The sequence below is a fragment of the Fervidibacillus halotolerans genome (genome assembly GCF_026547205.1).
GTDB classification, from domain to species: Bacteria; Bacillota; Bacilli; order Bacillales; family Caldibacillaceae; genus Fervidibacillus; species Fervidibacillus halotolerans.
In genome coordinates this window covers 1,649,126-1,675,437 of the sequence record NZ_CP106877.1, presented here as the reverse complement: position 1 = coordinate 1,675,437, position 26,312 = coordinate 1,649,126, and the positions used below count along the sequence as shown (strand labels likewise).

Sequence of the window (26,312 nt, the reverse complement as noted above, 5' to 3'; positions counted from 1 at the left end):
TCGTGCCACAGTTTTTTATGAACAAAAGGCTTGTCATTTTATTGGTAGGGATTATTCTTTTAGTGGCATTGATTGGTTTTTCCTTAAGGGAAAGAGATAGCCTATCATGGCCTGAGCAGTTTATTAAAGATACTGCCGGCTTTGTGCAAACTATCGTCGCAAAGCCCGCACATTTTGTTGCGGGCTTCGTCGACAATGTTCAAGATTTATCCCGTACATATGAAGAAAATGAACGATTAAAAAGCAGGCTTGATGAATATGCCCAATTAAAGGTTGATGTGGAAAGGCTGAAACAGGAAAATGAGGAATTGAAAAAAATTTTGGAGAAAGAAAAGGATTTAGCTTCTTATAAATCTAGAGAGGCCTCGGTAATCGCTCGTTCACATGACCTTTGGAATGATTCGCTTATTATCGACAAAGGTGAGATTCACGGAATTAAAAAAAATATGGCTGTCATTACTGCCGATGGAATGATTGGAAAAATAAAAAGTGTTGGAAAAACGACATCAACGGTTCAACTGTTAACGACGGAAGAAAGAACGAATAAGATCCATGTCTCCATTCAAGGGGAGGAACCGATTTACGGAATCGTGGAAGGTTATGATGAGAAACAGCAAATGTTATTGGTTAAGCAAATTCCCTCAGATAAAGAAGTTGAACAAGGAATGACTGTGATGACATCCGGTTTAGGCGGCGTGTATCCAAAAGGTCTTTCGATTGGGGAAGTCGTAAAAGTTGAGGCTGATCAATATGGCTTGACAAAAACGGCATATGTGAAGCCTGCTGCGAATTTTTATTCCTTCGAACATGTCATTGTCGTCGAACGGATGATGGATCAACCGACAGATATCGACGAATCGGAGGATGGACAATGAACAAAAATTGGTTGATTCCGATTTTTACAATTATTTTTTTCGGCATTGAAAGTAATTTCACCAATTTTTTTCCTTCCTTTTTATTTTCTGAAAATTGGGTGTTCGTCCCTCGCTTTCTACTCATTTTTTTTCTATTACAAGCCATTTATTACGATGAAAAGTCAGCATATATTTATTCGTTTGTTATGGGGTTAGTTGTTGATATTGTATTTGTTGACATTTTAGGCGTTCATCTATTTTGGTATCCGGCAACCGTTTATGTGATTTCAAAAATAATGAAATCTGTCCATCCTTATTTTATTATTGTAACGATCGTGAGTTTATTCGGTATTACCATTTTTGATTTTGGTATTTACGCCTTTTATTATGCGTTACAAATAACTGACCAATCGGTTCAATCTTTCGTATCAGAAAGATTGTTTCCAACCCTCATAATGAATTTCACCTTTTACGTAATCGTTTTTTATCCGCTTAGAAACTATTTTAAAAAAATTAAAAAACAAAGAGATGAAGAGAAAGGTATGTTTCAAACGTAGCGATTGTTATACAAGAGATTCACTTCATGTATTTTCGTCCCAGTTATGATGGTTTACTTACGAAAGTTTGGAATCTTCTTCCCTTTTTTCGTCACGTTAGAAACATAGGACGATTTTTTCTAATGAATGAAAAATTTGATTGGCAAAAAAGGGAAATGCCCGGCTTTTGTTGAATTTTATTATGTTGAGGTGAAAGCAAGCATGATAAAGACGCAAAAAGTCATTATGAAAGGAACAAAAGACGGGTTATTATTGCTCCTTGATGATAGTTGTTCCTTTTCTGAGTTGCTAAAGGAGTTAGAAGAAAAACTATCCGGGCAAAAGAACGATGAGGATTCCCGATCGGTTCATGTGCGCGTCCATACAGGTAACCGCATTTTAACGAAAGAACAACAAAAAGAAATTGAAAAATTAGTCCATTTTCATCATCATTTACATATTGAATCCATTGAGTCGAATGTCATATTAAAAGAAGACGCGGAACGAATGAAGCAGGAGTCGGAAATCCATGTCGTAAATAAAGTAGTACGCTCCGGGCAAATTTTGAAAGTAATGGGAGACTTGTTGTTAATCGGTGATGTGAACCCGGGTGGAAAAGTCGTAGCAAGGGGGAATATTTTCATCCTCGGAGCATTAAAAGGAATTGCCCATGCTGGATGTGACGGCAATGAAGAGGCGGTTATTTGCGCATCGAATATGAACCCGATGCAGCTTCGCATTGCCGATTGCCTAAATCGGGCACCGGACCAAGATGAAATTCGTCGTCAAGAATCGGAGTGTGCCTATATTGATGAAAATCGACAAATCATTATTGATCGATTGGCTGCTTTACGTTCGATCCGGCCGAATTTAAATCGATTCATGGAAGGAGGAATCTAAGTGGGAGAAGCGATTGTCATTACTTCCGGAAAAGGTGGCGTGGGGAAAACGACTTCCTCAGCCAATATTGGGACCGCTTTAGCTTTACAAGGGAAAAAGGTCTGCTTAGTTGATACGGATATTGGACTTAGAAACTTAGATGTCGTGTTAGGGCTGGAAAATCGGATTATTTATGATCTAGTAGATGTGGCAAAGGGACAGTGTAAACTCCAACAGGCATTAGTGAAAGATAAACGTTTTGAAGATCAATTATATTTGCTCCCTGCAGCACAAAGTAGTGACAAAAGTGCGGTTACAGAAGAGCAAATGAAAAAAATCGTTTCGGAATTAAAACAAACCTTTGATTTTATTATTATCGATTGTCCAGCAGGTATTGAACAAGGGTTTCAAAATGCTGTAGCTGGGGCCGATAAAGCAATCGTGGTCACAACTCCAGAAGTGTCTGCAGTTCGTGATGCTGATCGGATTATCGGTTTGTTGGAAAAGAAACCGATTGAACCTCCGAAATTAATCATTAATCGCATTCGCACAAACATGGTAAAAAAAGGCGATATGCTGGATATTGATGAAGTGACAAATATTTTAGCGATTGAATTAATTGGAATTATTGCCGATGACGAAGAAGTTATTAAAGCATCTAATAGTGGAGAACCGATCGTTTTAAATCCGAACAGTAAAGCAAGCATCGCCTATCGAAACATCGCTCGACGAATACTTGGGGAATCAGTACCACTTCAGCAACTGGAAACTCCACCGAAAGGGATGATGACAAAGTTGAAAAAGTTTTTCGGTGCTCGTACATAATTCCATCAATGATATAGATCGACAGGGAGAGGACATGCACCTCCCTTTTTTCTTTTTTTCATCCTAAAGTCCTTTATACGATCTTCTTTTTTCAATCTCCAATGAAAATAGTGGAAAATATCTTCCTTTTTAACCCCCTTTTGAAAAGACAATCCTTTCGACCGTTGACGAATTAAACGGTTTCTTCTACTAGCGGACAATCCCTTTGCATACTTTCTTTGGACAAGTCATAAGTATGATTAAAAAAGGGATTGACTCTATTGAAGAGGGTTGGTGTTGATGGATAATCGAAGAAAACAAATTAAAAAACGAATTGAAAAAAGGAAGCAACTCAATCGAAATAAAAAGAGGCAAATTAAAAAAGGAAGGGAAACATATTTTCCATATACGGAATATCAAGATCCGGAACAAATTCCTTGGGTCTCCCTTGAGGGCATGGGTCGAAAGGGGCATCCTCTCTTTCAAAAGGAAGTTTTTCTGATGAAAGTGTTCCTATCTCTATGTCTCGTTTTCGCAGTAGCCCTTCTATATAAAACACCTGTAAATACATTGGAACCGATGAAAAACATAGTTAAACAAGTGATGGAGAAAGATTTTCAGTTTGCAAAAGTGGTAAGCTGGTATGAAAACACCTTTGGACATCCCCTCGCCTTATTCCCCGTTGACGATCAGGAACGAAGAAATCGCTCTGGAGAATTTGCCCTACCTGCCAATGGGGTCATATTGGAAACATTTCATTCTGATCATCAAGGGGTGACCTTCCAGACGGAGAAAAACGTACAAGTAACTGCGGTACAGGAAGGGATTGTGATTTTCGCAGGAATAAAGGAAGATACGGGAAAAACCGTTGTCATCCAACATCCGGATACGACTGAAACGTGGTACGGAAAACTTGGGGATATATTCGTTCGGACATACGACTCGATTCAAGCTGGGGAATCAATCGGTATCGTTTCATCTTCACAAACAAAAGATGCGGGAGAGTTTTATTTCGCCGTTAAAAAGGATGATGCCTTTGTCGATCCAGTACAGGTGATCAATATTGAATAAATTGTTCACCATTATAAAAGTGATGCATATCCATCCTCTTTTTTGGATCATTGGGATAATCGCTGTTTTCACAGCCCATTTTATCGATTTACTCATGCTCCTTTTTATCGTTTTCTTTCACGAAATTGGTCATGCGTTGGCAGCTGTTTTTTTTTCTTGGAAAATTAAGCGGATTCAATTACTACCCTTCGGAGGCGTTTGTGAATTTGAAAAAGGCGGCGCTCATCCACTAAAAGAGGAGCTGGTCGTCGTTTTATCAGGTCCTTTCCAACATCTATGGATGACAATCGGTGCATTATTTCTCGACAAACTGGCACTTTTTTCTTCACAAACGGTTGATCTATTTCTCCAATATAATTTGATGATTCTTCTTTTTAATTTATTGCCGATTTTTCCTCTAGATGGTGGCCGTTTGATACAATTATCCTTTTGTTATTTTTTTCCGTATATTGTAGCCTTAAGACGTTCGATTTTTCTATCCTTTCTTATTCTACTTCTTTATTCAATCTTTTTACTTGTTTTCTCACCCTTTCATTTAAACGGTTGGCTTATATTTTGCTTTCTTCTATTTTCATTGCATGATGAATGGAAAAAAATACCTTTTATCTTCGTCCGCTTTTTAATCGATCGTTATGTTGATCAAACAAGGAGAAGAATGCGGAAAAAGGAAATTTACGTCGATAACGAAACCTGGATTCAAAATGTCGTTTCTCATTTTTATCGGGAAGCCGAACATACGATTACTGTAAAAAGGAACGATCGGCAACAACGATTGACTGAAAAGGATTTTTTAAAGGCATATTTTGAACGGCACCCCCATCAACAAACTGTAGGAGAAGTATTTTCATAAAGGATAAATTTTTCTAATAGACCGAGGGAAATCAACAACTATTATTGACACTTAAATGGTTTTATGTTAGTATTCATTTGTTATGTATTGTAGCACCCGTGCTACAACCGCACACACCGGGTATGGAAAGATTTTACACTTTGTAAAACACCCGATCGTGGCGAGTCTGAGTTTAAGGGGAGGTGCAAAAATGTACGCGATTATCGAAACAGGTGGAAAACAATTAAAAGTAGAAGAAGGACAAACGATTTACGTTGAAAAATTGGATGCTGCCGAAGGAGAAACGGTAACTTTTGATAAGGTTCTTTTCGTAGGCGGCGACAGTGTTAAAGTTGGTGCTCCATATGTCGATGGTGCAACGGTCACCGGTAAAGTCGAAAAACATGGACGCCAAAAGAAAATCATTGTTTTCAAATATAAGCCGAAGAAAAATTATCGAAAAAAACAAGGTCATCGTCAACCTTATACGAAGGTAACGATCGAAAAAGTTCAAGGGTAAGGTTTAAAGGATGATTACCGTAACGGTTCGACAAAAAAACGATAAGGATTTTGCATCCTTTACCGTTGAAGGTCACGCGAATTTTGCAGAAAAAGGTTCAGATATCGTCTGTGCCGGTGTTTCTGCGGTAACCTTTGGTGCTGTTAATGCGGTGGAAGCATTAACGGGAACCCTTTTAAATATCACCCAAGGCGGTGACGGGGGCTACCTCCATTGCGAGGTTCCAAAAAGTCTACCGAAACAAACGGAAGAAAAGGTTCAACTTCTTCTGAAAGGGATGTTAGTTGCTTTACAAACCATAGAACGGAATTATTCTGACTATATACAAATTACCTTCAAATAATGGGAGGTGGAACAGATGTTAAGATTGGACTTGCAATTTTTCGCTTCGAAAAAAGGGGTAGGTTCGACTAAAAATGGTCGTGATTCCATTGCAAAACGTCTTGGAGCTAAACGTGCCGACGGTCAATTCGTCACTGGTGGATCGATTTTATATCGTCAACGAGGAACGAAAATTCACCCAGGTGAAAACGTGGGCCGCGGTGGAGATGATACCCTTTTTGCAAAAATCGACGGTATCGTTCGTTTTGAACGGATGGGTCGAAATAAGAAAAAAGTGAGCGTATATCCTGTTGCAAAGGAAGCATAAATCACTTCACTTCTTAACTTGATGAAAAACTCTAACCATTCTGGTTAGGGTTTTTTTAGTGAAAGAAAGGATTAAAATTTCCTTTTCATCAAAAGATATACGTATATGAACCTTTCCCCTTATTTCATTTGTTAAAAATGATGATTCCGATAACGAAAGAAAAAAATTTATGTTACTATACTATCAGATAGTGGAAATCGGATTGTTAAAGGGGCGCCGTTCATATGAAAAATTGGGAACCGATTGAACTGCTTCGACATGTGCGACATGAGTGGTTGAATAAACTACAATTAATTCAATCATATTTATCTGTGGGAAATGAAAAAAGAGCGTTGGAGATTATTGATGAGACGATCTTTGAATGTAAGCAAGAGGCGAATTTATCCAATTTACCTTTTCGTAAATTATCGACCTTTTTATTAACCTATCCTTTCCAAACGTACCCGATTCTTTTGAAATACGAAGTAAACGGGGATGGAACCGCTGACGGTACATTGGATGAAAAGTTGTTTAGCTGGTTCCAACAATTTTTAAAAAACATGAACGAAGTGGTTTCTATCGGTGAAGAGAATGAACTGTATATTATGATGGAAGTAATGAATAAACAAATTCGAATTTTTATTCATTTTACCGGTTTAATTCGGGACTCAAAACGGATTGAATTTTTTTTAAAACAAACTGAAGATTTCTTTACAATAGAGAATGTACAATTCAATCATGAGACACTTCAATTTTCACTAGTTGTGTAAACGGTTATTTACATCGTCATATTTCCCTTTTAGGAAGGAGTAATTGTACGAAATGTTTGTTGATCAAGTAAAGATCTATGTAAAAGGTGGCGACGGAGGAAATGGCATCGTCGCTTTCCGACGGGAAAAGTACGTGCCAAAGGGAGGTCCTGCGGGCGGCGACGGAGGCAAGGGAGCAGATGTCGTTTTCCAAGTGGACGAAGGACTTCGAACATTGATGGACTTCCGATATAAACGTCATTTTAAAGCAGGCAAAGGAGAAAATGGAAAGCCGAAAAACCAACATGGAAAAAATGCGATAGATTTAGTCGTGAAAGTGCCACCGGGTACAGTCGTCAAAGATGATGATACGGGTGAGATCATTGCCGATTTGGTTCACCATGGACAAAAGGCAATTATCGCGAAAGGTGGTCGAGGAGGTCGGGGAAATACCCGATTTGCCACACCGAAAAATCCTGCTCCTGAAATATGTGAAATGGGTGAACCGGGACAAGAACGTTATGTCGTTTTAGAATTGAAATTACTAGCGGATGTAGGACTCGTTGGTTTTCCGAGTGTCGGGAAATCGACCCTTTTATCCATCGTATCCTCTGCAAAGCCAAAAATTGCGGATTATCATTTTACGACAATCGTTCCTAATCTAGGTGTTGTGGAGACGGATGATCAGAGAAGTTTCGTTATAGCGGATCTACCGGGCCTTATCGAAGGCGCACATCAAGGTGCAGGTCTCGGCTTACAATTTTTACGCCATATTGAACGAACGCGGGTCATCGTCCATGTAATCGATATGGGAGCAGTGGAAGGACGGGATCCTTACGAAGATTTTGTTAAAATCAACAATGAGCTAAAAGAATATAATTTACGCTTAACGGAACGACCGATGATTATCGCTGCAAATAAAATGGATATACCGGAAGCGGAAGAAAATTTAAGAAATTTCAAGGAACGTTTGACTGAAGACATTCCGATTTATCCGATTTCTGCCGTGACGAAGGAAGGGATTCGAGAATTGTTATTTGCAATTGCAGATACGTTGGAAGTAACGCCAGAATTTCCGTTAACCCACGAGCAACATGAACCGGGGGTTAACCGTGTCGTATATAAACATGAGGCGAAAAAGGAGGATTTTTCCATCACCCGGGATCCAGATGGTGCTTTCCGCTTGTTAGGAGAACGGATTGAAAAAATGTTTAAAATGACCGATTTTTCCCGGGATGAGTCGGTTAGACGATTTTCCCGACAGCTTCGCGGTTTAGGTGTGGACGATGCACTTCGGGAGCGGGGAGCTAAAGACGGAGACCTAGTTCGTATTTTGGATTTTGAATTTGAATTTATTGAATAAAAATCCCGTATCGTCTAAATATCAACACATTTAAAATGTTAAACAGTCGACGGAAACGATTGATCCGTCGACAGTTTTTTTTCGGATTTAACAACGCTAATCGAAAATCCACATAAATTCCCATCGGATGTCATAAGTTTTTACGAGAATGATTAGCATTTTTCCTAATCTTTCATACAATATAGAGGAAATTGAAAATAGGAGGGGAAATGAGTGAAGATCCACATAGTCCAAAAAGGGGATACGTTGTGGAAAATTGCCCAAAAATACGGCGTTAATTTCGAACAGTTGAAGAGTATGAATACCCATTTATCTAACCCAGATATGATTATGCCAGGGATGAAAATTAAAATTCCAAATACAGGTGGAACGATTAAAAAAGAAGCACCAAGTTATAAAAAAGAAATGCCGACAAAAAAAGAGTATCCGAAAGTGGAACATCCATTCAAAGAAATGAAGCCACCGACCATCCCCGTGGAAAAGGAGCAGCCGATAGGAGAAATGCCAAAGGAGAAAATAAAGGAAGTACCAAAACCGATATTTATGCCGAAATATCCACAGCCGATCCATCCGGAAATCGATATAAACAATTATTACATGGTAAATATGGCCAAAATGCAAATCGATCAAACAGAACCGATGATGCCACCACAAATGCCGCCCCAAATGCCCCCGATAAAAGAGATGCCGGAAGTTGATGAGGAAATTCCAGAAATGGAAGAAAGTATAGAAACAGAAGAAATGCCAGAACAACCCGCTTATTATCCACAAATGATGTATCCATCCATCCCTTGTGTACCAGTTACACCGGTATTGCCTGGAACGGGAATACCGTGTTATCCGATGCCAATGGGGCATATGCCGATGTTTATGCAGCCGATGACTATGTCTCCTTCACCAGAACAAATGGCGATGATGGTAGATCCGACAGGGACATCTTCTCCTTCGTATATGGATGGAGCTGAATCGATGGAAGAAATGCCTTCAGAAGAGTCTCCTTACAATCAACAAGTAAGTCCCCAAATTTCACCACCGATGTTTATGCCATACGTACCGAGTCCTCCGATAGGGATGATGGGACCGGGAATGATGTGTGGGAACTGGCAACCGATGGGTCCATCTTCAAATCTTTCACAAACCACCGATCCGATGCAATATTATCCATCGATGCCGATGGGGAATATGGGAGGAAATTGGGCTCCAGGTTGGCAAACTGTACCTGTAGGGGAAAATTGGATGAATTATGGACCTTGGATGATGTCTCCGATGGCTCAAGTTCCATCAATGGGTTACCAACCAATGGATTCCGGTTATTTCACATCAGATATGAATCAAAGAAATGAAGATGATGAATAAATAAAGCGACCGTAAATTCGGTTGCTTCTTTTTTGATATCGTTCTGTTAGTTCGTCAAGTTCTAACTAAAATGGTTCATGTAAGTGGTTACCCGATACTCTGAATCCCAAAATAATCTTGAGGAAAAACATTTTATGGTATAATAATTTTTAAAAATAGAAGGGAAGATCAACGATGAAAGAAAAAGTGGAACAACTTGTACATTGGCTAAAGGAACAAGTCGAAAAGGCGAACGTCAACGGGCTTTTAGTCGGAGTGAGTGGAGGAATTGATTCAGCTGTCGTTGCCCATCTAATAAAAAAAGCTTGTCCGGAGCATTCATTGGGCGTGATTATGCCATGTGAAAGCGACACGAAAGATGTGGAAGATGCGTTGAAGGTTGTCAAAAATTGCAATCTTGATTATACGATCATCGATTTGACTGAGACACGAAACGTTCTCTTTTCTACAATTGAAAAACAATTAATTGAAAAGGGAGATTGGAAAGATGAAAAAAGGCGTTTAGGTGATGCGAATATGCGCGCCCGCCTTCGAATGACGACGCTATACACTTTGGCGAACAATTACGGATATTTAGTTGTAGGTACGGATAATGCAGCAGAATGGTATACAGGTTATTTTACAAAATTTGGAGACGGTGGTGTTGATCTCGTTCCACTCGTCCATTTTACGAAAGGCGAAGTCCGCCAGCTGGCAAAAGAACTCGGAGTCCCAAAGGAAATAATTGAAAGGGCCCCAAGTGCCGGATTATGGGAAGGACAAACGGATGAGGATGAAATGGGAACGACCTATGAAATGATTGATAAGTATTTAAAAGGGGAAGAAATACCGGAGAAAGATCAAAAGATCATCGAACGGATGCATAAACTGTCCGAACATAAACGGAATTTGGCGATCGCTCCACCAAAATTCTAATCTCTTTCTACTAATATGGGGAATTTGACTTTTTTTTGTGAAAAATTTAACCAATCTGATTAATGAGGATGAATTATGTTTAAAATAAAAATAAAGATTGGAAAGTCAACGTCATTAGGAATGGCGGAATTTTCACCTTCCCTTTTCCTCACATTAGCTTGAAATGAAAGAGGTGGAGTGTTTGAACAATCGAGTGGGAAAATGGTCCTTGATGTTTCTATCGTTCATTATATTCCCTTGTTTATTTCATCAACCGTTACATGTAGAGGCTATACATGGGATGGTGGGTAAAGACGTTCAAAAGAAATTGTTTATTTTTTTGAGGCAATCTTATTTAGACGGAGAAACGAGTGAAACAGTCATTCCTACATACGTCAATGATTCACAACAAGATCTACAACGATATTTAGACCAAGGTTGGGAATTGCGGGATCAAAACGCGGAAAGGATTATTTTAGAAAAACGTGTGAATGATATATCACCGTTATTGAAATCAAACGGATTTTTCGGCATCACCGAGGATGGAACCCTATCCATATTCGATGGTAAGCCAGATGAGAATAAGGTGATTCATTCCTTTTTTCAAATTGATATAAAAAAATTAGAAGTAAGGAAACAGGAAGAATTAAAAAAGGGAATACCAGTTCGTTCGAAGGATACATATTTTCAAGTCATTCAAGCATTTTATCCGTATAGTAAATATTCAGACCAATAAAAAAGATGGTCTCATTGATTTGAGATCATCTTTTTTTCGAAGATTGTTTTGATCCGTATTTTATAAAACATCGTGGTCGACGTATCGTTTTCCATCCATTTCACTAATTAAGTTAATTCCTACACGTGCCCCGTCTCCGGCGGTAATAATCGTATGCATACTTACGCCTGCAACGGTTCCACAAGCCCAAACATTTTCCACATTCGTTTTTCCCTTTTCGTCTGTTACAAATATTTTTTTAATTCTCGGTTCTGTACCTGGTTTCGTTTCTACACCTAGTTTTTCACCGATTTCCGTTAAAAGACCTGTCGCTAAAATAATATATTTGCTTTCATAACTCGATGCTTCCGTCTCGATGTGAAATCCATCTTCACCCTTTTGAATGGAAACGACCTTTTCAGATTGGACGGTCGTACCCAATTCCTCTGCTTGCCTGATTCCTGTTTCGACAAGTTCTGGTCCAGTAATTTCCAAAACGCCGTAATGGTTTTTTAAAAGGGCTCGCTTCGTTGCACTCGAACCGCTGTCAAACATAATCGTTTTTTTCCCCGCTTTGGATGTGAAAAGGGCGGCCGATGCACCAGCTGGCCCTGCACCGATAATGGCTATATCATACATTTCTAATTCCTCCTTCTTCTTTAATTATAAAACTTTTCCAATTTTATTCCTAGATAAATGCCTTTTCCCATTTAGTGATCCGGTCAACGATTATTCATTTTCAAAGAAAAAAATCGAAATTATGTTTGTTCCTAAAAAATATGATAAAATGATATTCAGTATGTATGGGGAGAGATTCATTTGTATGAATATTTGATTGGAACGGTAACGCACATCAGTCCGGAATACATCGTGTTGGAAAATGGTGGAATCGGCTATCAAATTATTACACCGAATCCATACCTTTTTACTTTGAATCAAGAGAAGACGAAGGTATTTACATATTTTTACGTTCGAGAGGATGCCCAAATGCTTTACGGTTTTCAAACGCGGGAAGAACGAATATTTTTCCGTAAACTATTGAATGTATCTGGCATCGGACCAAAGGGTGCACTAGCCATTTTAGCTTCAGGAAAGCCGAGTCAAATTGCTTCAGCTATTGAAGAGGAGAACGAAAAGTTTTTAACAAGCTTTCCAGGTGTCGGAAAAAAAACAGCAAGACAAATTATTCTCGATTTAAAAGGGAAGTTGCAGGAATTCCTTGGCCATTTGGAAACGGGAGCGGAAACAGGTCGAGGGGAAAGTATCAATTCCGAATTACAGGAAGCACTTTTAGCCTTAAAATCTTTAGGTTATTCTCAAAAGGAAATTGAAAAAATTAAACCGAAATTACAAAATAAATCTTTGTCCGCAGATCAATACATTCGCCTAGCATTACAAAATTTGTCTAGATTAACATAAGGGGAATCGGAAATGGAAGAAAGGGTAGTATCGGAACAGGCTACGACGGAGGATATGTCACTGGAGCAGTCCCTTCGTCCCCAAACGTTTGATGAGTACATTGGTCAAGATCATGTAAAGGAAAATTTGAAAATATTTATTGAAGCGGCGAAAATGCGGAAAGAAACATTGGACCATGTGCTATTGTATGGACCACCCGGGCTTGGAAAAACGACTTTAGCATCGATTATCGCCACAGAAATGGGAGGCGAAATGCGAACAACATCAGGTCCTGCAATTGAAAGACCCGGTGATTTAGCTTCCATTTTGACGACGATTCAACCGGGGGATGTACTGTTTATCGATGAAATCCATCGACTGAGCCGATCCATCGAAGAAATTTTATATCCTGCAATGGAGGATTTTTGCTTAGATATCGTCATCGGGAAAGGGGAAGGGGCGCGATCCATCCGATTGGACCTTCCCCCCTTTACCCTCGTCGGTGCGACTACACGGGCAGGAAGTTTATCTGCCCCATTGAGGGACCGATTTGGCGTAATTAGTCGCCTGGAATATTATAATCGGGAGCAGTTAAAACAGATCATTTTACGGACGGCAAAATTATTAGAAACACATATTCAAGTAGATGCTGCAGAGGAAATCGCTTCCCGTTCAAGAGGGACTCCTCGGATTGCCAATCGACTCCTCCGACGGGTCCGGGATTTCGCCCAAGTAAAAGCAGACGGTCAGATCTCTTTACCATTGACGATGGAAGCCCTCGATTTTATGCGAGTTGACCGTCTTGGACTGGACCATATTGATCATAAATTATTGATGGCATTGATCGAAAAATTTAATGGTGGGCCCGTTGGATTAGAGACGATCGCAGCGACGATTGGTGAAGAGGCGGGAACGATTGAAGATGTATACGAACCGTATTTATTACAAATTGGTTTCATTCAACGGACGCCGAGGGGGAGAGTGGCTACCTCCCATGCATATGAATATTTTCAAATGGAGGTTCCGAAAAAATGACGGAAATCGGAAAATTTCTCATGTTTCTTGGGGGCATTCTATTTTTCGTCGGGTTACTTATGCAATTTTTCAATTTTGGAAAATTGCCTGGGGATATCGTCATTCGAAAGCAGAATGCGACCTTTTATTTTCCGATTATGACATCGATTCTTCTTAGCATCCTCCTTTCGCTTATTTTTTTCATCTTAAGTAAACTGAAATAAAAAGTTGGTGACAAAATGAATATCGATCAATTTGATTATGATTTACCGGAAGAGTTAATCGCCCAAACACCACTGAAAAATCGGAGTGACAGCCGTTTAATGGTTGTGCCGAAAAACGGTGGAGAATTTCAACATACTCGTTTTAATCATATCATCGATTATTTAAATCCTGGGGATTGTCTAGTGTTGAATGATACCCGAGTGATGCCGGCTCGATTGTTCGGAATGAAAGAGGAAACCGATGCCCATATCGAAGTGTTGTTGTTAAAACAAAGGGAAGAAAATCAGTGGGAAACATTAGTGAAACCGGCAAAACGGGTAAAGGTTGGGACGAAACTATCCTTTGGTGACGGATTGCTACGAGCGGTTTGTACCGATGTGTTGGACTATGGAGGGGGGCGAGTGTTACAATTCGAATACGATGGTATTTTTTATGAAATATTAAATTCCTTAGGCGAAATGCCCCTCCCCCCGTATATAAAGGAACGTTTGGACGATCCCGACCGTTATCAAACCGTTTATGCGAAGGAAGTTGGTTCTGCTGCTGCGCCTACGGCAGGACTTCATTTTACAGAATCCCTTTTGGAAGATATTCAAAAAAAGGGCGTTCATATCGCCTTCCTCACGTTACATGTCGGACTTGGTACTTTTCGACCGGTGAAGGTACAAAATATAGAAGAACATGATATGCATTCGGAATTTTATCGAATGTCGGAAAAAACGGCTCAATTGTTAAATAAAGTAAAAGAACATGGTGGAAAAATTATCGCTGTCGGTACGACTTCCGCCCGTACACTAGAGACGATTGCTTCCAAATATGAAGGACGTTTCGAAGCAGAAAGTGGATGGACGAGCATCTTTATTTATCCAGGCTATACATTTCGAGGCATTGACGGATTAATTACGAATTTCCATTTGCCCAAATCGACTCTTTTAATGCTCGTTAGTGCCTTTTGTGGTCGCAAACGTATATTGGAAGCATATGAAACAGCCGTAAAAATGCGTTATCGCTTTTTTAGCTTTGGCGATGCGATGTTCATAATATAATTAAGTTCAGATTGCTATATCGTTGAATGAAAGGGAAAACATCAAGAATTGGATGGAAAAAGGAGGTTCTGTTTTGACCGCTATTCGATATGAATTAATTAAAAAAGATAAACAAACAGGGGCACGACTCGGAAAAATTCATACACCCCACGGTTCCTTTGACACGCCGATGTTCATGCCTGTAGGGACACTGGCGACTGTAAAGACAATGTCGCCAGAAGAATTAAAAGAAATCGGTGCGGGGATTATATTAAGTAATACGTATCATTTATGGTTGAGACCGGGCCATGAGGTTATTCAGGAAGCGGGGGGTCTCCATCGGTTTATGAATTGGGATCAGGCGATTTTAACCGATTCGGGAGGATTCCAAGTCTTTAGTTTAAGCGAATTTCGAAAAATTGAAGAAGAAGGCGTTCATTTCCGTAATCATTTAAACGGAGAAAAACTATTTCTCTCTCCCGAAAAGGCGATGGAAATTCAAAATGCCCTCGGTTCAGATATTATGATGGCTTTCGATGAATGTCCCCCCTATCCAGCGGAATACGATTATATGAAAAAATCAGTAGAAAGGACTTCCCGTTGGGCGGAACGTTCCTTGAAAGCCCATAAACGACCGAAAGACCAAGGTTTATTTGGCATCGTTCAAGGGGGAGCTTATGAAGATTTAAGAAAACAAAGTGCTAAGGATCTCGTATCCCTCGACTTTCCTGGATATGCCATTGGAGGATTGTCCGTTGGAGAACCGAAACAAGTGATGAATCGGGTATTGGAATATACGACTCCACTTCTTCCTGAGAACAAACCCCGTTATTTAATGGGAGTCGGTTCACCTGATTCGTTAATCGATGGTGTCATTCGAGGAATTGATATGTTTGACTGTGTACTACCGACGAGAATTGCAAGAAATGGTACAGTAATGACGAGTACCGGTCGCCTTGTGGTAAAAAATGCGAAATATGCCACAGATTTTCGACCTTTGGATGAACAATGTGATTGTTATACATGTAAAAACTATTCACGGGCATATATTCGTCATTTGATTCATACGAATGAAATTTTTGGATTTCGACTTACCACTTATCATAATTTGTATTTTCTGTTAAAATTAATGGAGCAAATCCGTCAAGCGATTCGTGAAGATCGTCTTGGGGATTTCCGAGAACAATTTTTTGAGCAATACGGGTTTAATAAACCTGATGCAAAGAACTTTTAATAGGGAGGAGGGAATTTGTATGGAAGGAAATCCGATGTTTTCTAGTATATTAATGCTTGTATTAATGTTTGCGATCTTTTATTTCCTTTTGATCCGTCCACAGCAAAAAAGACAAAAGGCGGTTCAACAAATGCAAGCGAGTCTTGAAAAGGGAGACCGTGTGATAACAATCGGTGGTTTGCATGGATTCATTGATTCGATTGATGAATCGACCGTCGTGATTAAATGTGGTGATGGAAGTCGACTTACATACGATCGAAGTGCGATTCGTGAAGTGGTAGAAAAGGCTTCGGAAAGGAAATAAGCAGTACATAAAACCCTAGTGTGAAAGCTAGGGTTTTTTAATTTCATCCGATCGAAAAGCTTATCCTTCTTGTGAACGATTTCCAATGCTGTTAACCCCAATAATCCCTCCGACGATTGTTGTTAGAATAAATAAGGAATAATAAATCATCTGTTCCACAGTGAAGGCGGAATCGAAACCGAGATATTGGAAACTAAAATTGATGACCGTATAGGAAAGTCCAGTGAACATTCCCAAAAGCCATCCCTTTTCCTTCCCTTTTCTTCCTGCAATCAGTCCGCCAGCAAATAAGGCAACGAAGGAAATAAAGGTAATTCCATAACTAATTTCACTTTCTTGCAGGGACGTAAATCGTAATAGGAGAGAAAACAATAAGCTAAATAAGGCAGCAATGGCGTATATCGTACCTAAACCGTAAAATACCGAGTGGATGAGTTTTCCAGTATTCATTCCAATCCTCCTACTTTCTTTTCAATAAAATGAACCGTGCTATTAACATCATATTCGGACAAACTTAAAATAGAATAAAAATCGAAAAATAGATTTAGAATGGGAATTTGCCTGTTTGTAACATAGGTTTTTAGTAATAGAAAGAAGGTGTACAATACCTTTTTGTATATTACTAGCCTAGTTGGATTTCAAGGTATAAAAAGGATTGATCGTTTTCAAATGGAAGGGGTAGTTGTACAACCCATTTATAAAAGTAAATTTGAAAAAATGGTGTCCCCATCCCTTTGAAAACCGATTGGAAAAGTTCAATGGTCAATGGAGATTCGATTGTTGAACGATTGATACGCATTACGAAGGAAGATTAGTATATACGGTTCACACATTCTTTGGTGATAACAAAAGCCATAATTTTTTGATCGAATTCTTGTCCAAGATGCGAAAAAGAAATAAGAAAATCGCATAAAGCAGTGTCATTGCTAACGTTACCGTGCCAATGGTTACAATGTACGAATGGCCTTCGTATAGTTGTTTAAACAAAGTGGAACCGACAAAACTAGTCATAAACGTTATGAGAAGGACGATACTATATAAACGAACGTAAAAGTTTAACGGGACGATTTTTAAAATGGTTGCGTAATGAAGAAATGTAACGAGAACGAAACCGACGACGATTCCGATGGCTACCCCATTAATGCCAAAATCCGGTCGGGAAGCGAGGACGAAAATGGTTAAAAGTTTAACACCTGCCCCAATGAGACTGTTAATCATCGCTTGTCTAGCGAGATCTAGTGCTTGCAAAGCTGATGAAAGAGGTAATTGTAAATATTGAAAAATAAAAAATGGGGCCATGAGTTTGATGAACGCTATACCACTTTTCGACTGGTATACGAACAACATGATTGGTTCGGCTAATACATAAAGAATGGCAATCGGTAGTGCGCCTGTAACGATCGTAATCTTCAACGCTTGTTGTAATCTTTTTTCCACGAGGGGATAATTTTTCAAAGACATCGCTTCACTGATGGAAGGGATTAAAGCTGTACTTAAAGCGACGGTGATAAAAGAGGGAAGAAATAATAAAGGCATCGAAAAACCGGTCAATGCCCCGTATTGTTTCGTAGCAACGACGGTCGTAATTCCTGCTAAAGCTAGTGATTGGGTCACGACGATCGGTTCCAAAAACCAAGAGACGGAACCGATCAATCTACCGCCTGTCGTAGGTAGGGCGATACGCATCAGCTCATAAAAAATGTCCTTTCCGTTTTTTAAATGGAAAAATTTTTTTCGCAAAGGAAACGCTTTTTTTATTTTAAACATCATCACTAAATATACGAGGGAAATGAATTCACCTAGGATGGTGGCAACCATTACACCGGCAGCTGCCATATGGACACCGTAGGGTAAAAAATATTTTGTCAAAAGGATGATGAACAGGATTCGTACCGTTTGTTCTAAAATTTGGGAGAAAGCGGCTGGCTTCATATTTTGTTTTCCTTGGAAATAGCCACGTATCACCGAAGACATGGCGATGATTGGAATAACCGGTGTGATGGCTATTAATGGATACATCGTTCGTTTGTCAGTAAAAAATAATTCTGCAATAAGAGGTGCTCCAATAAGAAGTAAAGGCGTAAAAATGAAAGCTAATGTTCCAGTGATTAGTAAAGAAATGGCGAGGATTTTTTTTACTTTTTTCATATCTCCGTTCGCTTCCGCTTCCGCCACCCGTTTCGATATGGCGACCGGTAGGCCAAGTTGGGTCAACGTGACGACTAAAATAAATGTGGGGAATGCCATCATATATAATCCGACCCCTTCTGCCCCAATCATTCTGGCGATGACGATTCGATTGATAAAGCCGAATATACGGGTGATAAATCCGGCAATCAATAGAATCAAAGTCCCTTTAAAAAACTTTGACATTCCATTCCCGCCTTCTCAAAATTTCATTTTTTTTATACAATGATATATATTGAATTATATGCGACAGTTTGGACAAGGATGACAATTTTACGAGGGGGAAAAACCGTGAGCGAACACCCTTATGAAAAGTATCGAGATGAAGTCCTAGTTGTACTAAAAAGCAAATTGGAAGAATTTAAGTTGTTGAATTATTCCCACGTTACAGAACAGGAATTATGGGATTATTTAGTATCTAAGAAATGGCGGAAACGTAAAGATGAGATCCAATTGCATGAAATGGTTAGCGATATATTCGAGGTCAAGGTAAGTGATTTTATCTCCTATGCTACCGTTCAACAATTGCAAGCGCCCGATTTGTTTTCAGAGGAAGGAATTGATGATTTAAAGGAATTGTTAGGAAAAAGCAACGAATCCAAATTTTAGGTTATTTATACGGAAAATTAAAAAATTAGTAAGGAAAGTATAGGTCCATGCCTCTGCAGCTCTGAGGAGTAAAAATTCTTCGAGATAAATTGAGCTTCTAGCCCCCAAATTTTGATAAATATGCGATAATTTATCTGGATTTATCAAGATTTAAGGGGGATTTGTGAATGTTAACAAGGAAAGAAAAAAGAGAAAGAGAAAAAAACCAAAACTTTTTCTTCGACTTCGTTAAGATTCAAAATCATTTCTTTAAAGACTTGGTAGATCAACTAAAAAAAGTAAAAGATAAAAGGCATCAAAGCTACATTACCTATGGTCCAGAAACAATCCTTTACACCATTCTTCTTAAAAGTGTATTTGGAATCAAATCAATGAGAAGTATGACCGAATTGTTTAATAAGGATGAATGTATCGAAAATATTCGAGTAGTTTTGGGTTTGAAAGAGCTCAACGAGCTCCCGCATTATGATACAATTAATGACTTTTTAGCAAAGTTGGAGCCAAAAGAGCTTGAAACCATAAGGATTTATCTAATCAAAAAACTTTTTGAAAAAAGATGCTTAGAATCCTTCCGGATTCTAAATAAATATTGGCCAATTGTTTTCGATGGGACAGGTATCCATACATTTAAGGAAAAACACTGTGAACATTGTCTGAGAAGGGAATACAAGGATAAGGAAACCGGAGAAACAAAAGTGGCATATATGCACCATGTTCTAGAAGCCAAGCTTGTGGTAGGAGATATGGTTCTTAGCATCGCTACAGAATTTATAGAAAATGAGTCAGAAAATGTTCCAAAGCAGGATTGTGAGTTAAAAGCTTTTATGAGGCTAGTCGATAAATTAAAGAAAACATTTAAACGTCTTCCTATTTGTCTTATCGCAGATAGCCTTTATGCTTGTGAACCAGTATTTGAAATTTGTGATAAACACAATTGGAAATATATTTTCCGGTTCAAAGAAGATCGGATTAAAACGGTTTCTCAAGAATTCAGAGCAATCCAATCTTTAGAAACGAATGGTAAAAGCTCAGAATATTTCTGGGTCAATGATATTGCTTATAACGATCGTTTGGTAAATCTTGTGGAAAAAGTAAAAGTAACTGAGAATGAGAAAAAACAGGAGTTTCTGTTTATTACAAACTTTCGAATAACTGAAAGGAATGCAGAAATACTTGTTCAGGCAGGTCGAAGACGCTGGAAAATAGAAAATGAGGGTTTTAATAACCAGAAAAATGGTTGGTATGAAATTGAACATGTGAATTGTCATAATTACAATGCACTGAAAAATCATTACTTACTTGTTCAAATAGCTGATATCCTTGTTCAACTATATAAATATGGGTCAAAACTTTTGAAGCAGCTGAAAAAGTCAGCAAAAGAAATATCCTCGAAGCTGTTAGAAGCGATCCGAACCCGCATTATAACAGTCGAGGATTTGAAAAAATGTAAAAAAATACAGGTTAGGTTTACATATACCTAACAATTCTATTATAGCAGAAGGGTGTGATGAATAGGGAGTAAAAAGCAAGTTATCCACAACTTTATAGAAAAATCGCATTAATAGGACTAGTTTTTAAAAATTTTAGAAGGAAAGTAACTGGAAAATTTTACCAACTGTGGATAATTTGAAAATCCCTATTTTGACGAAAAACTTTGAAATATACTCTTCATAGCTGATGCCTCTGGACGTCTATTGACACCTGAAAGAAGCTAATCCATAATAAAAATATTGGACTTTCCAGCAAATGACAGAGAATTGTTCACCGAATTGTGGTGTTTCCTTAAGGAGGATTAATAACATGGTAAAACGGAGTAGAATTATTTCCTTTTTTCTTCTCGTCCTATTATTTTTTAGTTTAATGGGAACGACAACCGAATCGATTTTAGGACGATTAAAGTTGGGATTGGATTTACAGGGCGGTTTTGAAGTTTTGTATGAAGTGCATCCGGTTAACGAGGGTGAGAAAATAACGAGCGAAACGATGGCGAGTACCGCTGAAGCATTGGATCGACGCATTAACGTGTTAGGCGTAAGTGAACCGAGGATCCAAATTGAGGAAGGAAATCGAATCCGCGTACAACTTGCGGGAATTGAAGACCAAAACGAAGCGCGGGAAATTCTTTCCACGACGGCTGAATTAACGTTTCGTGATGCTCATGATCATAAATTGTTAGACGGTACAGATTTAGTTCAAGGGTCTGCAAAACAATCCTTCGATGAATCCGGAAAACCGAATGTTGTTTTAGAATTGAAGGATGCGTCGAAATTTGCCGAGGCGACGAGAAAAGTTTTACAACAGGATATTCCTGTGATGGTTATCTGGCTTGATTTCGAGGAAGGGGTAGACTCCTATCTTGAAGAAGCGAAAAAGGAAAATCCGAAATACATATCCGCACCTGGCGTAGATCAAGTGATTAATAGTACGAATGTGGAAATTAGGGGGAATTTTACACCGGAGGAAGCGCAAACCCTTGCCAATCTATTAAATGCAGGTGCGCTACCGGTGAAATTGGATGAAATTTATTCCACATCCGTCGGTGCCCAATTCGGTGTGGATGCTTTGCAAAGAACGGTAAAGGCCGGAATCATCGGCATTTCCCTTGTATTTTTGTTTTTAATTGCCTTTTATCGTTTACCGGGAATAGTGGCTACCGTTTCTTTATCCGTATACATATATTTAATCCTAGCGATTTATGACGGATTAAATGCCATTTTAACCTTACCGGGAATTGCGGCGCTTTTACTAGGGATCGGAATGGCGGTCGATGCGAACATTATCACCTACGAACGAATCAAGGAAGAATTACGGGTCGGAAGGTCTTTACAAGCCGCCTTTAAAGAGGCGAATAAATCGTCGTTTATTACGATTCTCGATGCGAACGTTACGACCTTGATTGCTGCCGTTGTGTTATTCGTCTTCGGGACAAGTTCGGTAAAAGGTTTTGCAACGATGTTGATGGTGAGCATCATCGTTAGTTTTTTTACCGCTGTCTATTTAACCAGATTTTTCGTTGGTTTATTTATCAAAAGCAACTGGTTTAATCATCGACTTGGATGGTTTGGAGTGAAGAAGGGAGAAGTTAAAGATATTCGGGAAGGATACGAAACGTTGGAACTTCCGACAAAATTCGATACGCTCGATTTCGTAAAATATCGGAAAATCTTTTTCACTCTATCTTCCGTATTAATTAGTGCTGGAATCGTCATCTTACTTATCTTCCACCTCAATTTGTCTATTGATTTTACGAGTGGAACGAGAATTGAAGTAATGGCAGACAAAACGTTAACAACGGAAGAAATTCAAAAGGATTTAGAAAACTTTGGCATTGAAACGAACGATATCGTTTTATCAGGAGAAGATCATACTCGAGCCTCCGCCCGGTACAAAGGGGTATTAGATAAGGACAAAGTCAATGAGTTGAAGGACTATTTCCATGAAAAATACGGTAGCGATCCGAATGTCAGTGTAGTTACTCCAACTGTTGGTAGAGAATTGGTAAAGAACGCCATTTTTGCTGTGGGAATTGCTTCCATCGGGATGATTTTATACGTGACCCTTCGTTTTGAAATTCGGATGGCTCTCGCGGCAATCCTTGCCCTATTACACGATGCCTTTTTCATGATTGCTCTTTTCAGTTTGACACGGATGGAAGTGGATTTGAATTTCGTTGCGGCGATTTTAACCATTATCGGATATTCCGTCAATGATACGATCGTCACCTTTGACCGAATTCGAGCTCATATGAAAAAGAAAAGACGGATTCGGAAATACGAAGAATTGGTGGATATCGTCAATAAGAGTTTGCGGCAAGTATTGATTCGATCTATCAGTACATCTATTACAACTTTACTACCGGTGATCCTCCTATTGTTAATTGGAAGTGAAGCCATTTGGAACTTTTCTTTAGCTATGCTTATCGGATTATTGATCGGCGTATACTCTTCCCTATTTATCGCCGCACAACTTTGGCTAGTTTGGAAGGGTAAAGAATTAAAGAAAAAGGGAACTATTGTCACTTACAAAGAACGAAAGAAATATTCTGATCAACCGCAAGTATAAACTTGCTTGCTCGACCTGCTTCATGCGGGTCTTTTTTTTGTCCAATCAAGGGGAAATTCCCCTCTTCCATTGATTCCCCTTCATCTGTTTTGTATAATGGAAAGGTTGAGAGGTGAAGGTTAATGCTACAGCCAAAGACACGATGGATACTGAGAAAAGGGAATCGTGAAAACATACAACAACTAATGGAACAGCTGGAATTAACACCTCTTGTTGCTACTTTACTTGTCAATCGAGGAATCGATACGGTTGAAAAAGCTGTTCAGTTTTTAAAAGATGATGCTTTTTTCGATCCATTTTTATTAACTGATATGGATGTTTGTGTTAAGCGAATTTATGAGGCGATCAAAAAGGGCCAGAAAATGATCGTCTACGGTGATTATGATGCCGATGGAGTGACGAGTACGACCGTATTGCTCGTTACATTGAAGACGTTAGGAGCGAAGGTGGATTATTACATACCGGATCGATTTTTGGAAGGATATGGACCGAATGAGGAGGCGTTCCGCTTTTTAAAAGATGAAGGGGTCGACCTAATTATTACCGTTGATAACGGAATTGCTGCCATACATGAAGCGAAAATTGCAAAACAACTCGGAATGGACTTGATTATTACCGATCATCATGAACCAGGTCCCGAACTTCCGGAGGCTGTAGCCGTTATTCATCCGAAACGTCCCGATTCAACCTATCCATTTAAAGAATTAGCCGGGGTCGGGGTTGCCTTTAAAGTGGCTAGTGCTCTACTGCGTACCCCACCTTATCATCTCCTTCCCCTCGTTGCAATCGGAACCATCGCCGATCTCGTTTCGCTTACTGGAGAAAATCGTCAATTTGTCAAAAAGGGATTAGAATTATTAAAAGGAACGAACCATATTGGACTTTCCGCCTTGATGAAAGCAGCGGGAATTAACCAACTTGAAATTGACGAAGAAACGGTCGGTTTTAGTATTGCCCCGAGGATGAATGCACCCGGGAGATTAGAACATGCAAATATAGCCGTTGAACTTCTTTTATCTGAAGACGTCGAAGAAGCTGAACGACTGGCACAAGAAATGAACGAAATGAACCGTAAAAGACAGGAAATTGTAAATGAAATGGAAAAGGAAGCCGTTGAAGAGATTCATCGGAGGGGACTTGAAAAGGATAAAGTTCTTGTTGTCGGAAAACAGAATTGGCATCCGGGGGTAATAGGTATTGTCGCTTCCAGACTTGTGGAAAGATTTTACCGACCAACCATCGTTTTCTCTTATGATGCTGAACACAACTTGGCTAAAGGTTCAGCGAGAAGTATACCGGGTTTTCATTTATACAATAATCTTCGCCAATGTAAGGATTTATTGCTTCATTTCGGAGGTCATCCAATGGCAGCTGGAATGACGGTTGAAATGGAAAAGGTGGATCGTTTGCGGGATCGATTAAACGGACTAGCAACCGAACAATTAACGGAGGAAGACTTTATCCCTGTTACCGAATTGGATGGGATCTTTTCTTTGGACACAATCGATCTCCAAAGTCTTGAGCAAATGCAAATGCTTGCGCCCTTTGGTACTGATCATCCAAAACCAAAAATTTTAATTAAAGATATTCAATTATCGAACATAAAAAAAGTAGGAGCCGATTTGAATCATTTTAAATTTTCAGCAACAGATGGAAACCATTCGGTAGATGGCATTGGCTTTCAAATGGGAGAAATCGCAGATCAGCTATCCCCTTTATCGAGCGTATCTCTCATCGGAGAATTGGGAATCAACGAATGGAACCAAGTTCGGAGGCCCCAAATCTATTTAAAAGACATTTCTGTCAATGAGTGGCAATTGTTTGATTATCGCGGCCATCATCCCCTACATCGTTGGATCCATAAAATACCTGAAAAAAATCGACGGTTGATTTTATTTGATGAACGCAACTTTTCTAAATTCGGATTGTCCGAATTCTCCCAGGACGTAAGGCTAATCCATACGGATGAAGATGCGAAGGATTGCCCATTGGACGAAATGAATATTGTATTTTTAGATTTTCCCCCTTCAGAAAACATCATAACATCATTGATTAAAGGCAAAAAGATATCACGAATTTACGCTTATTTTTACCAAGACGGAACGAATTATTTTAGTACTCTACCGACGAGGGACCATTTCAAATGGTTTTACTTGTTTCTTGTTAAAAAGGGAGTATTCGATTTGAATCGGTATGGAAAGGAACTAGCAAAATATCGAGGATGGACAACAAATACCGTCCATTTTATGACAAAGGTGTTTTCTGAATTGGAATTTGTTACAATAAATAATGGGATTGTAACCGTATGCGAAATTCAGAAAAAAAGGGATTTGTCGGAATCTCCAACCTATCAAAGAATACAAGAGGAAGTTCGATTGGAGAAGCTACTGTTATATTCCCCATATCGAGATTTGAAACAATGGTTCGATCATTATTTACCCATTGGAAAGATTAAGGAGGAAAAAATCATATGGATTTGAAACAATATGTGGCAATCGTTCATGATTTCCCGAAAAAAGGTATTGAATTTAAAGATATTACCCCGTTAATGAATAACGGTGAAGCGTTTAAATATGCAACGGAACAAATCGTCGAATATGCAAAGGAAAAAGAAATCGATATCGTCGTTGGTCCAGAAGCACGCGGCTTTATTATTGGATGTCCGGTTGCCTTTGCTCTAGGTGTTGGCTTTTCTCCCGTTCGGAAAGAAGGGAAACTACCGAGGGAAACGGTAAAGGTGGAATACGGACTTGAGTATGGAAAAGATGTGTTGACCATTCATAAGGACGCAATAAAGCCGGGACAAAAAGTATTGATTATCGATGACTTACTTGCAACAGGTGGTACAATTGATGCTACGATCAAACTTGTTGAACAATTAGGTGGAGTCGTCGTCGGCTGTGCATTTCTTATTGAATTAACCTATTTAAACGGTCGGGAAAAACTAATAGGATACGATATTAAAGCGTTGATGCAATATTAATTACCATCTTTTACTCGTTTGAACATTACAGGCCATTTCTCTAAGCTGCTTGGCTCATATGCCAAGCTTATTT

28 protein-coding genes and 1 other annotated feature are annotated in these 26,312 nt (G+C 39.1%); of the genes, 25 read left to right on the top strand and 3 right to left on the bottom strand.

The genetic code is table 11. The annotated features are described in order from the left end of the window. Positions 1 to 2 precede the first annotated feature (2 nt). The 14 genes from mreC (at position 3) to OE105_RS08010 (ending at position 11,219) form a co-directional block, all read left to right on the top strand. Positions 3 to 875 (top strand): rod shape-determining protein MreC, encoded by an 873-nt coding sequence (mreC, locus tag OE105_RS08075; RefSeq protein ID WP_275419696.1) that lies wholly within the window; start codon positions 3 to 5, stop codon positions 873 to 875. Next, entirely contained in the window at positions 872 to 1,411 is a 540-nt protein-coding gene (gene mreD / locus OE105_RS08070; protein ID WP_275419695.1) for a rod shape-determining protein MreD, read from the top strand. The genes mreC and mreD overlap by 4 nt, the downstream gene beginning before the upstream one ends. 201 nt (positions 1,412 to 1,612) lie before the next feature. Next, positions 1,613 to 2,290 carry a septum site-determining protein MinC gene (minC, locus tag OE105_RS08065; protein ID WP_275419694.1) on the top strand — a complete coding sequence of 226 codons (678 nt, stop codon included), beginning with the start codon at positions 1,613 to 1,615 and terminating at the stop codon, positions 2,288 to 2,290. Beyond that, on the top strand, positions 2,291 to 3,094 hold the full coding sequence (minD, locus tag OE105_RS08060; RefSeq protein ID WP_275419693.1) for a septum site-determining protein MinD: 804 nt from the start codon (positions 2,291 to 2,293) through the stop codon (positions 3,092 to 3,094). Positions 3,095 to 3,373: 279 nt separating this feature from the next. Next, complete coding sequence (locus tag OE105_RS08055; protein ID WP_275419692.1) at positions 3,374 to 4,144, top strand: M23 family metallopeptidase; 771 nt, start codon at positions 3,374 to 3,376, stop codon at positions 4,142 to 4,144. After that, positions 4,137 to 4,994, top strand: coding sequence for a M50 family metallopeptidase (locus tag OE105_RS08050; RefSeq protein WP_275419691.1), 858 nt, complete (start codon positions 4,137 to 4,139; stop codon positions 4,992 to 4,994). The genes OE105_RS08055 and OE105_RS08050 overlap by 8 nt, the downstream gene beginning before the upstream one ends. A 95-nt stretch (positions 4,995 to 5,089) precedes the next feature. Then, positions 5,090 to 5,172: a sequence feature (ribosomal protein L21 leader region), on the top strand. Between the two features lie 12 nt (positions 5,173 to 5,184). Beyond that, positions 5,185 to 5,493: a 50S ribosomal protein L21 gene (gene rplU / locus OE105_RS08045; RefSeq protein WP_275419690.1), complete on the top strand. Its 309-nt coding sequence runs from the start codon at positions 5,185 to 5,187 to the stop codon at positions 5,491 to 5,493. A 10-nt stretch (positions 5,494 to 5,503) separates the two neighbouring features. Then, on the top strand, positions 5,504 to 5,836 hold the full coding sequence (locus OE105_RS08040; RefSeq protein WP_275419689.1) for a ribosomal-processing cysteine protease Prp: 333 nt from the start codon (positions 5,504 to 5,506) through the stop codon (positions 5,834 to 5,836). A gap of 15 nt (positions 5,837 to 5,851) precedes the next feature. Continuing rightward, a complete protein-coding gene (gene rpmA, locus OE105_RS08035) occupies positions 5,852 to 6,142 on the top strand; it encodes a 50S ribosomal protein L27 (protein ID WP_275419688.1) in 291 nt (96 codons plus the stop codon). A 224-nt stretch (positions 6,143 to 6,366) separates the two neighbouring features. Further along, positions 6,367 to 6,891: a Spo0B C-terminal domain-containing protein gene (locus OE105_RS08030; RefSeq protein WP_275419687.1), complete on the top strand. Its 525-nt coding sequence runs from the start codon at positions 6,367 to 6,369 to the stop codon at positions 6,889 to 6,891. 52 nt (positions 6,892 to 6,943) lie between these two features. Beyond that, positions 6,944 to 8,233, top strand: a complete 1,290-nt coding sequence (gene obgE, locus OE105_RS08025) for a GTPase ObgE (RefSeq protein ID WP_275422137.1) — start codon at positions 6,944 to 6,946, stop codon at positions 8,231 to 8,233. Positions 8,234 to 8,446: 213 nt separating this feature from the next. Next, positions 8,447 to 9,589, top strand: a complete 1,143-nt coding sequence (locus OE105_RS08020) for a LysM peptidoglycan-binding domain-containing protein (protein ID WP_275419686.1) — start codon at positions 8,447 to 8,449, stop codon at positions 9,587 to 9,589. Between the two features lie 174 nt (positions 9,590 to 9,763). Next, on the top strand, positions 9,764 to 10,504 hold the full coding sequence (gene nadE / locus OE105_RS08015; RefSeq protein WP_275419685.1) for an NAD(+) synthase: 741 nt from the start codon (positions 9,764 to 9,766) through the stop codon (positions 10,502 to 10,504). Positions 10,505 to 10,685: 181 nt separating this feature from the next. Continuing rightward, positions 10,686 to 11,219: a BofC C-terminal domain-containing protein gene (locus tag OE105_RS08010; RefSeq protein ID WP_275419684.1), complete on the top strand. Its 534-nt coding sequence runs from the start codon at positions 10,686 to 10,688 to the stop codon at positions 11,217 to 11,219. Positions 11,220 to 11,279: 60 nt separating this feature from the next. Here the strand turns inward: OE105_RS08010 and OE105_RS08005 are convergent, their stop codons facing one another. Next, positions 11,280 to 11,837: an FAD-dependent oxidoreductase gene (locus OE105_RS08005; RefSeq protein WP_275419683.1), complete on the bottom strand. Its 558-nt coding sequence runs from the start codon at positions 11,835 to 11,837 to the stop codon at positions 11,280 to 11,282. A 180-nt stretch (positions 11,838 to 12,017) separates the two neighbouring features. On the opposite strand from OE105_RS08005, the gene ruvA reads away from it, so the two are divergent. From ruvA to yajC, 6 genes are all read left to right on the top strand, one after another. Continuing rightward, positions 12,018 to 12,617: a Holliday junction branch migration protein RuvA gene (gene ruvA / locus OE105_RS08000; RefSeq protein WP_275419681.1), complete on the top strand. Its 600-nt coding sequence runs from the start codon at positions 12,018 to 12,020 to the stop codon at positions 12,615 to 12,617. Between the two features lie 54 nt (positions 12,618 to 12,671). After that, positions 12,672 to 13,631, top strand: a complete 960-nt coding sequence (ruvB, locus tag OE105_RS07995) for a Holliday junction branch migration DNA helicase RuvB (protein WP_420842592.1) — start codon at positions 12,672 to 12,674, stop codon at positions 13,629 to 13,631. After that, positions 13,628 to 13,834 carry a DUF2905 domain-containing protein gene (locus OE105_RS07990; protein ID WP_275419679.1) on the top strand — a complete coding sequence of 69 codons (207 nt, stop codon included), beginning with the start codon at positions 13,628 to 13,630 and terminating at the stop codon, positions 13,832 to 13,834. The genes ruvB and OE105_RS07990 overlap by 4 nt, the downstream gene beginning before the upstream one ends. 15 nt (positions 13,835 to 13,849) lie before the next feature. Next, a complete protein-coding gene (gene queA / locus OE105_RS07985) occupies positions 13,850 to 14,881 on the top strand; it encodes a tRNA preQ1(34) S-adenosylmethionine ribosyltransferase-isomerase QueA (protein WP_275419678.1) in 1,032 nt (343 codons plus the stop codon). 73 nt (positions 14,882 to 14,954) lie between these two features. Then, on the top strand, positions 14,955 to 16,094 hold the full coding sequence (tgt, locus tag OE105_RS07980) for a tRNA guanosine(34) transglycosylase Tgt (RefSeq protein WP_275419677.1): 1,140 nt from the start codon (positions 14,955 to 14,957) through the stop codon (positions 16,092 to 16,094). A 19-nt stretch (positions 16,095 to 16,113) separates the two neighbouring features. Then, complete coding sequence (gene yajC / locus OE105_RS07975) at positions 16,114 to 16,398, top strand: preprotein translocase subunit YajC (protein ID WP_275419676.1); 285 nt, start codon at positions 16,114 to 16,116, stop codon at positions 16,396 to 16,398. 60 nt (positions 16,399 to 16,458) lie between these two features. Here the strand turns inward: yajC and OE105_RS07970 are convergent, their stop codons facing one another. Together OE105_RS07970 and spoVB are read right to left on the bottom strand one after the other, a co-directional pair. Next, a complete protein-coding gene (locus OE105_RS07970) occupies positions 16,459 to 16,848 on the bottom strand; it encodes a TIGR04086 family membrane protein (RefSeq protein ID WP_275419675.1) in 390 nt (129 codons plus the stop codon). A 375-nt stretch (positions 16,849 to 17,223) separates the two neighbouring features. After that, positions 17,224 to 18,771 carry a stage V sporulation protein B gene (gene spoVB / locus OE105_RS07965; RefSeq protein WP_275419674.1) on the bottom strand — a complete coding sequence of 516 codons (1,548 nt, stop codon included), beginning with the start codon at positions 18,769 to 18,771 and terminating at the stop codon, positions 17,224 to 17,226. A gap of 105 nt (positions 18,772 to 18,876) precedes the next feature. On the opposite strand from spoVB, the gene OE105_RS07960 reads away from it, so the two are divergent. The 5 genes from OE105_RS07960 (at position 18,877) to OE105_RS07940 (ending at position 26,239) form a co-directional block, all read left to right on the top strand. Continuing rightward, entirely contained in the window at positions 18,877 to 19,194 is a 318-nt protein-coding gene (locus OE105_RS07960) for a post-transcriptional regulator (protein ID WP_275419673.1), read from the top strand. A 167-nt stretch (positions 19,195 to 19,361) separates the two neighbouring features. Beyond that, positions 19,362 to 20,675: a transposase gene (locus OE105_RS07955; protein WP_015865126.1), complete on the top strand. Its 1,314-nt coding sequence runs from the start codon at positions 19,362 to 19,364 to the stop codon at positions 20,673 to 20,675. A gap of 319 nt (positions 20,676 to 20,994) precedes the next feature. Continuing rightward, positions 20,995 to 23,256, top strand: coding sequence for a protein translocase subunit SecDF (secDF, locus tag OE105_RS07950; protein WP_275419672.1), 2,262 nt, complete (start codon positions 20,995 to 20,997; stop codon positions 23,254 to 23,256). A gap of 122 nt (positions 23,257 to 23,378) precedes the next feature. Continuing rightward, entirely contained in the window at positions 23,379 to 25,736 is a 2,358-nt protein-coding gene (recJ, locus tag OE105_RS07945; protein ID WP_275419671.1) for a single-stranded-DNA-specific exonuclease RecJ, read from the top strand. Then, positions 25,727 to 26,239: an adenine phosphoribosyltransferase gene (locus OE105_RS07940; RefSeq protein WP_275419670.1), complete on the top strand. Its 513-nt coding sequence runs from the start codon at positions 25,727 to 25,729 to the stop codon at positions 26,237 to 26,239. Before recJ ends, OE105_RS07940 begins: the two co-directional genes overlap by 10 nt. The last annotated feature ends 73 nt before the right edge of the window (positions 26,240 to 26,312 follow it).

Excerpts from the sequence above, each read along its gene's own strand:
- mreD (WP_275419695.1), top strand. The coding sequence starts at position 872 with ATGAACAAAAATTGGTTGATTCCGATTTTTACAATTATTTTTTTCGGC.
- minC (WP_275419694.1), top strand. The coding sequence starts at position 1,613 with ATGATAAAGACGCAAAAAGTCATTATGAAAGGAACAAAAGACGGGTTA.
- OE105_RS08055 (WP_275419692.1), top strand. The coding sequence starts at position 3,374 with ATGGATAATCGAAGAAAACAAATTAAAAAACGAATTGAAAAAAGGAAG.
- rplU (WP_275419690.1), top strand. The coding sequence starts at position 5,185 with ATGTACGCGATTATCGAAACAGGTGGAAAACAATTAAAAGTAGAAGAA.
- OE105_RS08040 (WP_275419689.1), top strand. The coding sequence starts at position 5,504 with ATGATTACCGTAACGGTTCGACAAAAAAACGATAAGGATTTTGCATCC.
- rpmA (WP_275419688.1), top strand. The coding sequence starts at position 5,852 with ATGTTAAGATTGGACTTGCAATTTTTCGCTTCGAAAAAAGGGGTAGGT.
- OE105_RS08030 (WP_275419687.1), top strand. The coding sequence starts at position 6,367 with ATGAAAAATTGGGAACCGATTGAACTGCTTCGACATGTGCGACATGAG.
- obgE (WP_275422137.1), top strand. The coding sequence starts at position 6,944 with ATGTTTGTTGATCAAGTAAAGATCTATGTAAAAGGTGGCGACGGAGGA.
- nadE (WP_275419685.1), top strand. The coding sequence starts at position 9,764 with ATGAAAGAAAAAGTGGAACAACTTGTACATTGGCTAAAGGAACAAGTC.
- OE105_RS08005 (WP_275419683.1), bottom strand. The coding sequence starts at position 11,837 with ATGTATGATATAGCCATTATCGGTGCAGGGCCAGCTGGTGCATCGGCC.
- ruvB (WP_420842592.1), top strand. The coding sequence starts at position 12,672 with ATGTCACTGGAGCAGTCCCTTCGTCCCCAAACGTTTGATGAGTACATT.
- OE105_RS07990 (WP_275419679.1), top strand. The coding sequence starts at position 13,628 with ATGACGGAAATCGGAAAATTTCTCATGTTTCTTGGGGGCATTCTATTT.
- queA (WP_275419678.1), top strand. The coding sequence starts at position 13,850 with ATGAATATCGATCAATTTGATTATGATTTACCGGAAGAGTTAATCGCC.
- yajC (WP_275419676.1), top strand. The coding sequence starts at position 16,114 with ATGGAAGGAAATCCGATGTTTTCTAGTATATTAATGCTTGTATTAATG.
- OE105_RS07970 (WP_275419675.1), bottom strand. The coding sequence starts at position 16,848 with ATGAATACTGGAAAACTCATCCACTCGGTATTTTACGGTTTAGGTACG.
- spoVB (WP_275419674.1), bottom strand. The coding sequence starts at position 18,771 with ATGTCAAAGTTTTTTAAAGGGACTTTGATTCTATTGATTGCCGGATTT.
- OE105_RS07955 (WP_015865126.1), top strand. The coding sequence starts at position 19,362 with ATGTTAACAAGGAAAGAAAAAAGAGAAAGAGAAAAAAACCAAAACTTT.
- secDF (WP_275419672.1), top strand. The coding sequence starts at position 20,995 with ATGGTAAAACGGAGTAGAATTATTTCCTTTTTTCTTCTCGTCCTATTA.
- recJ (WP_275419671.1), top strand. The coding sequence starts at position 23,379 with ATGCTACAGCCAAAGACACGATGGATACTGAGAAAAGGGAATCGTGAA.
- OE105_RS07940 (WP_275419670.1), top strand. The coding sequence starts at position 25,727 with ATGGATTTGAAACAATATGTGGCAATCGTTCATGATTTCCCGAAAAAA.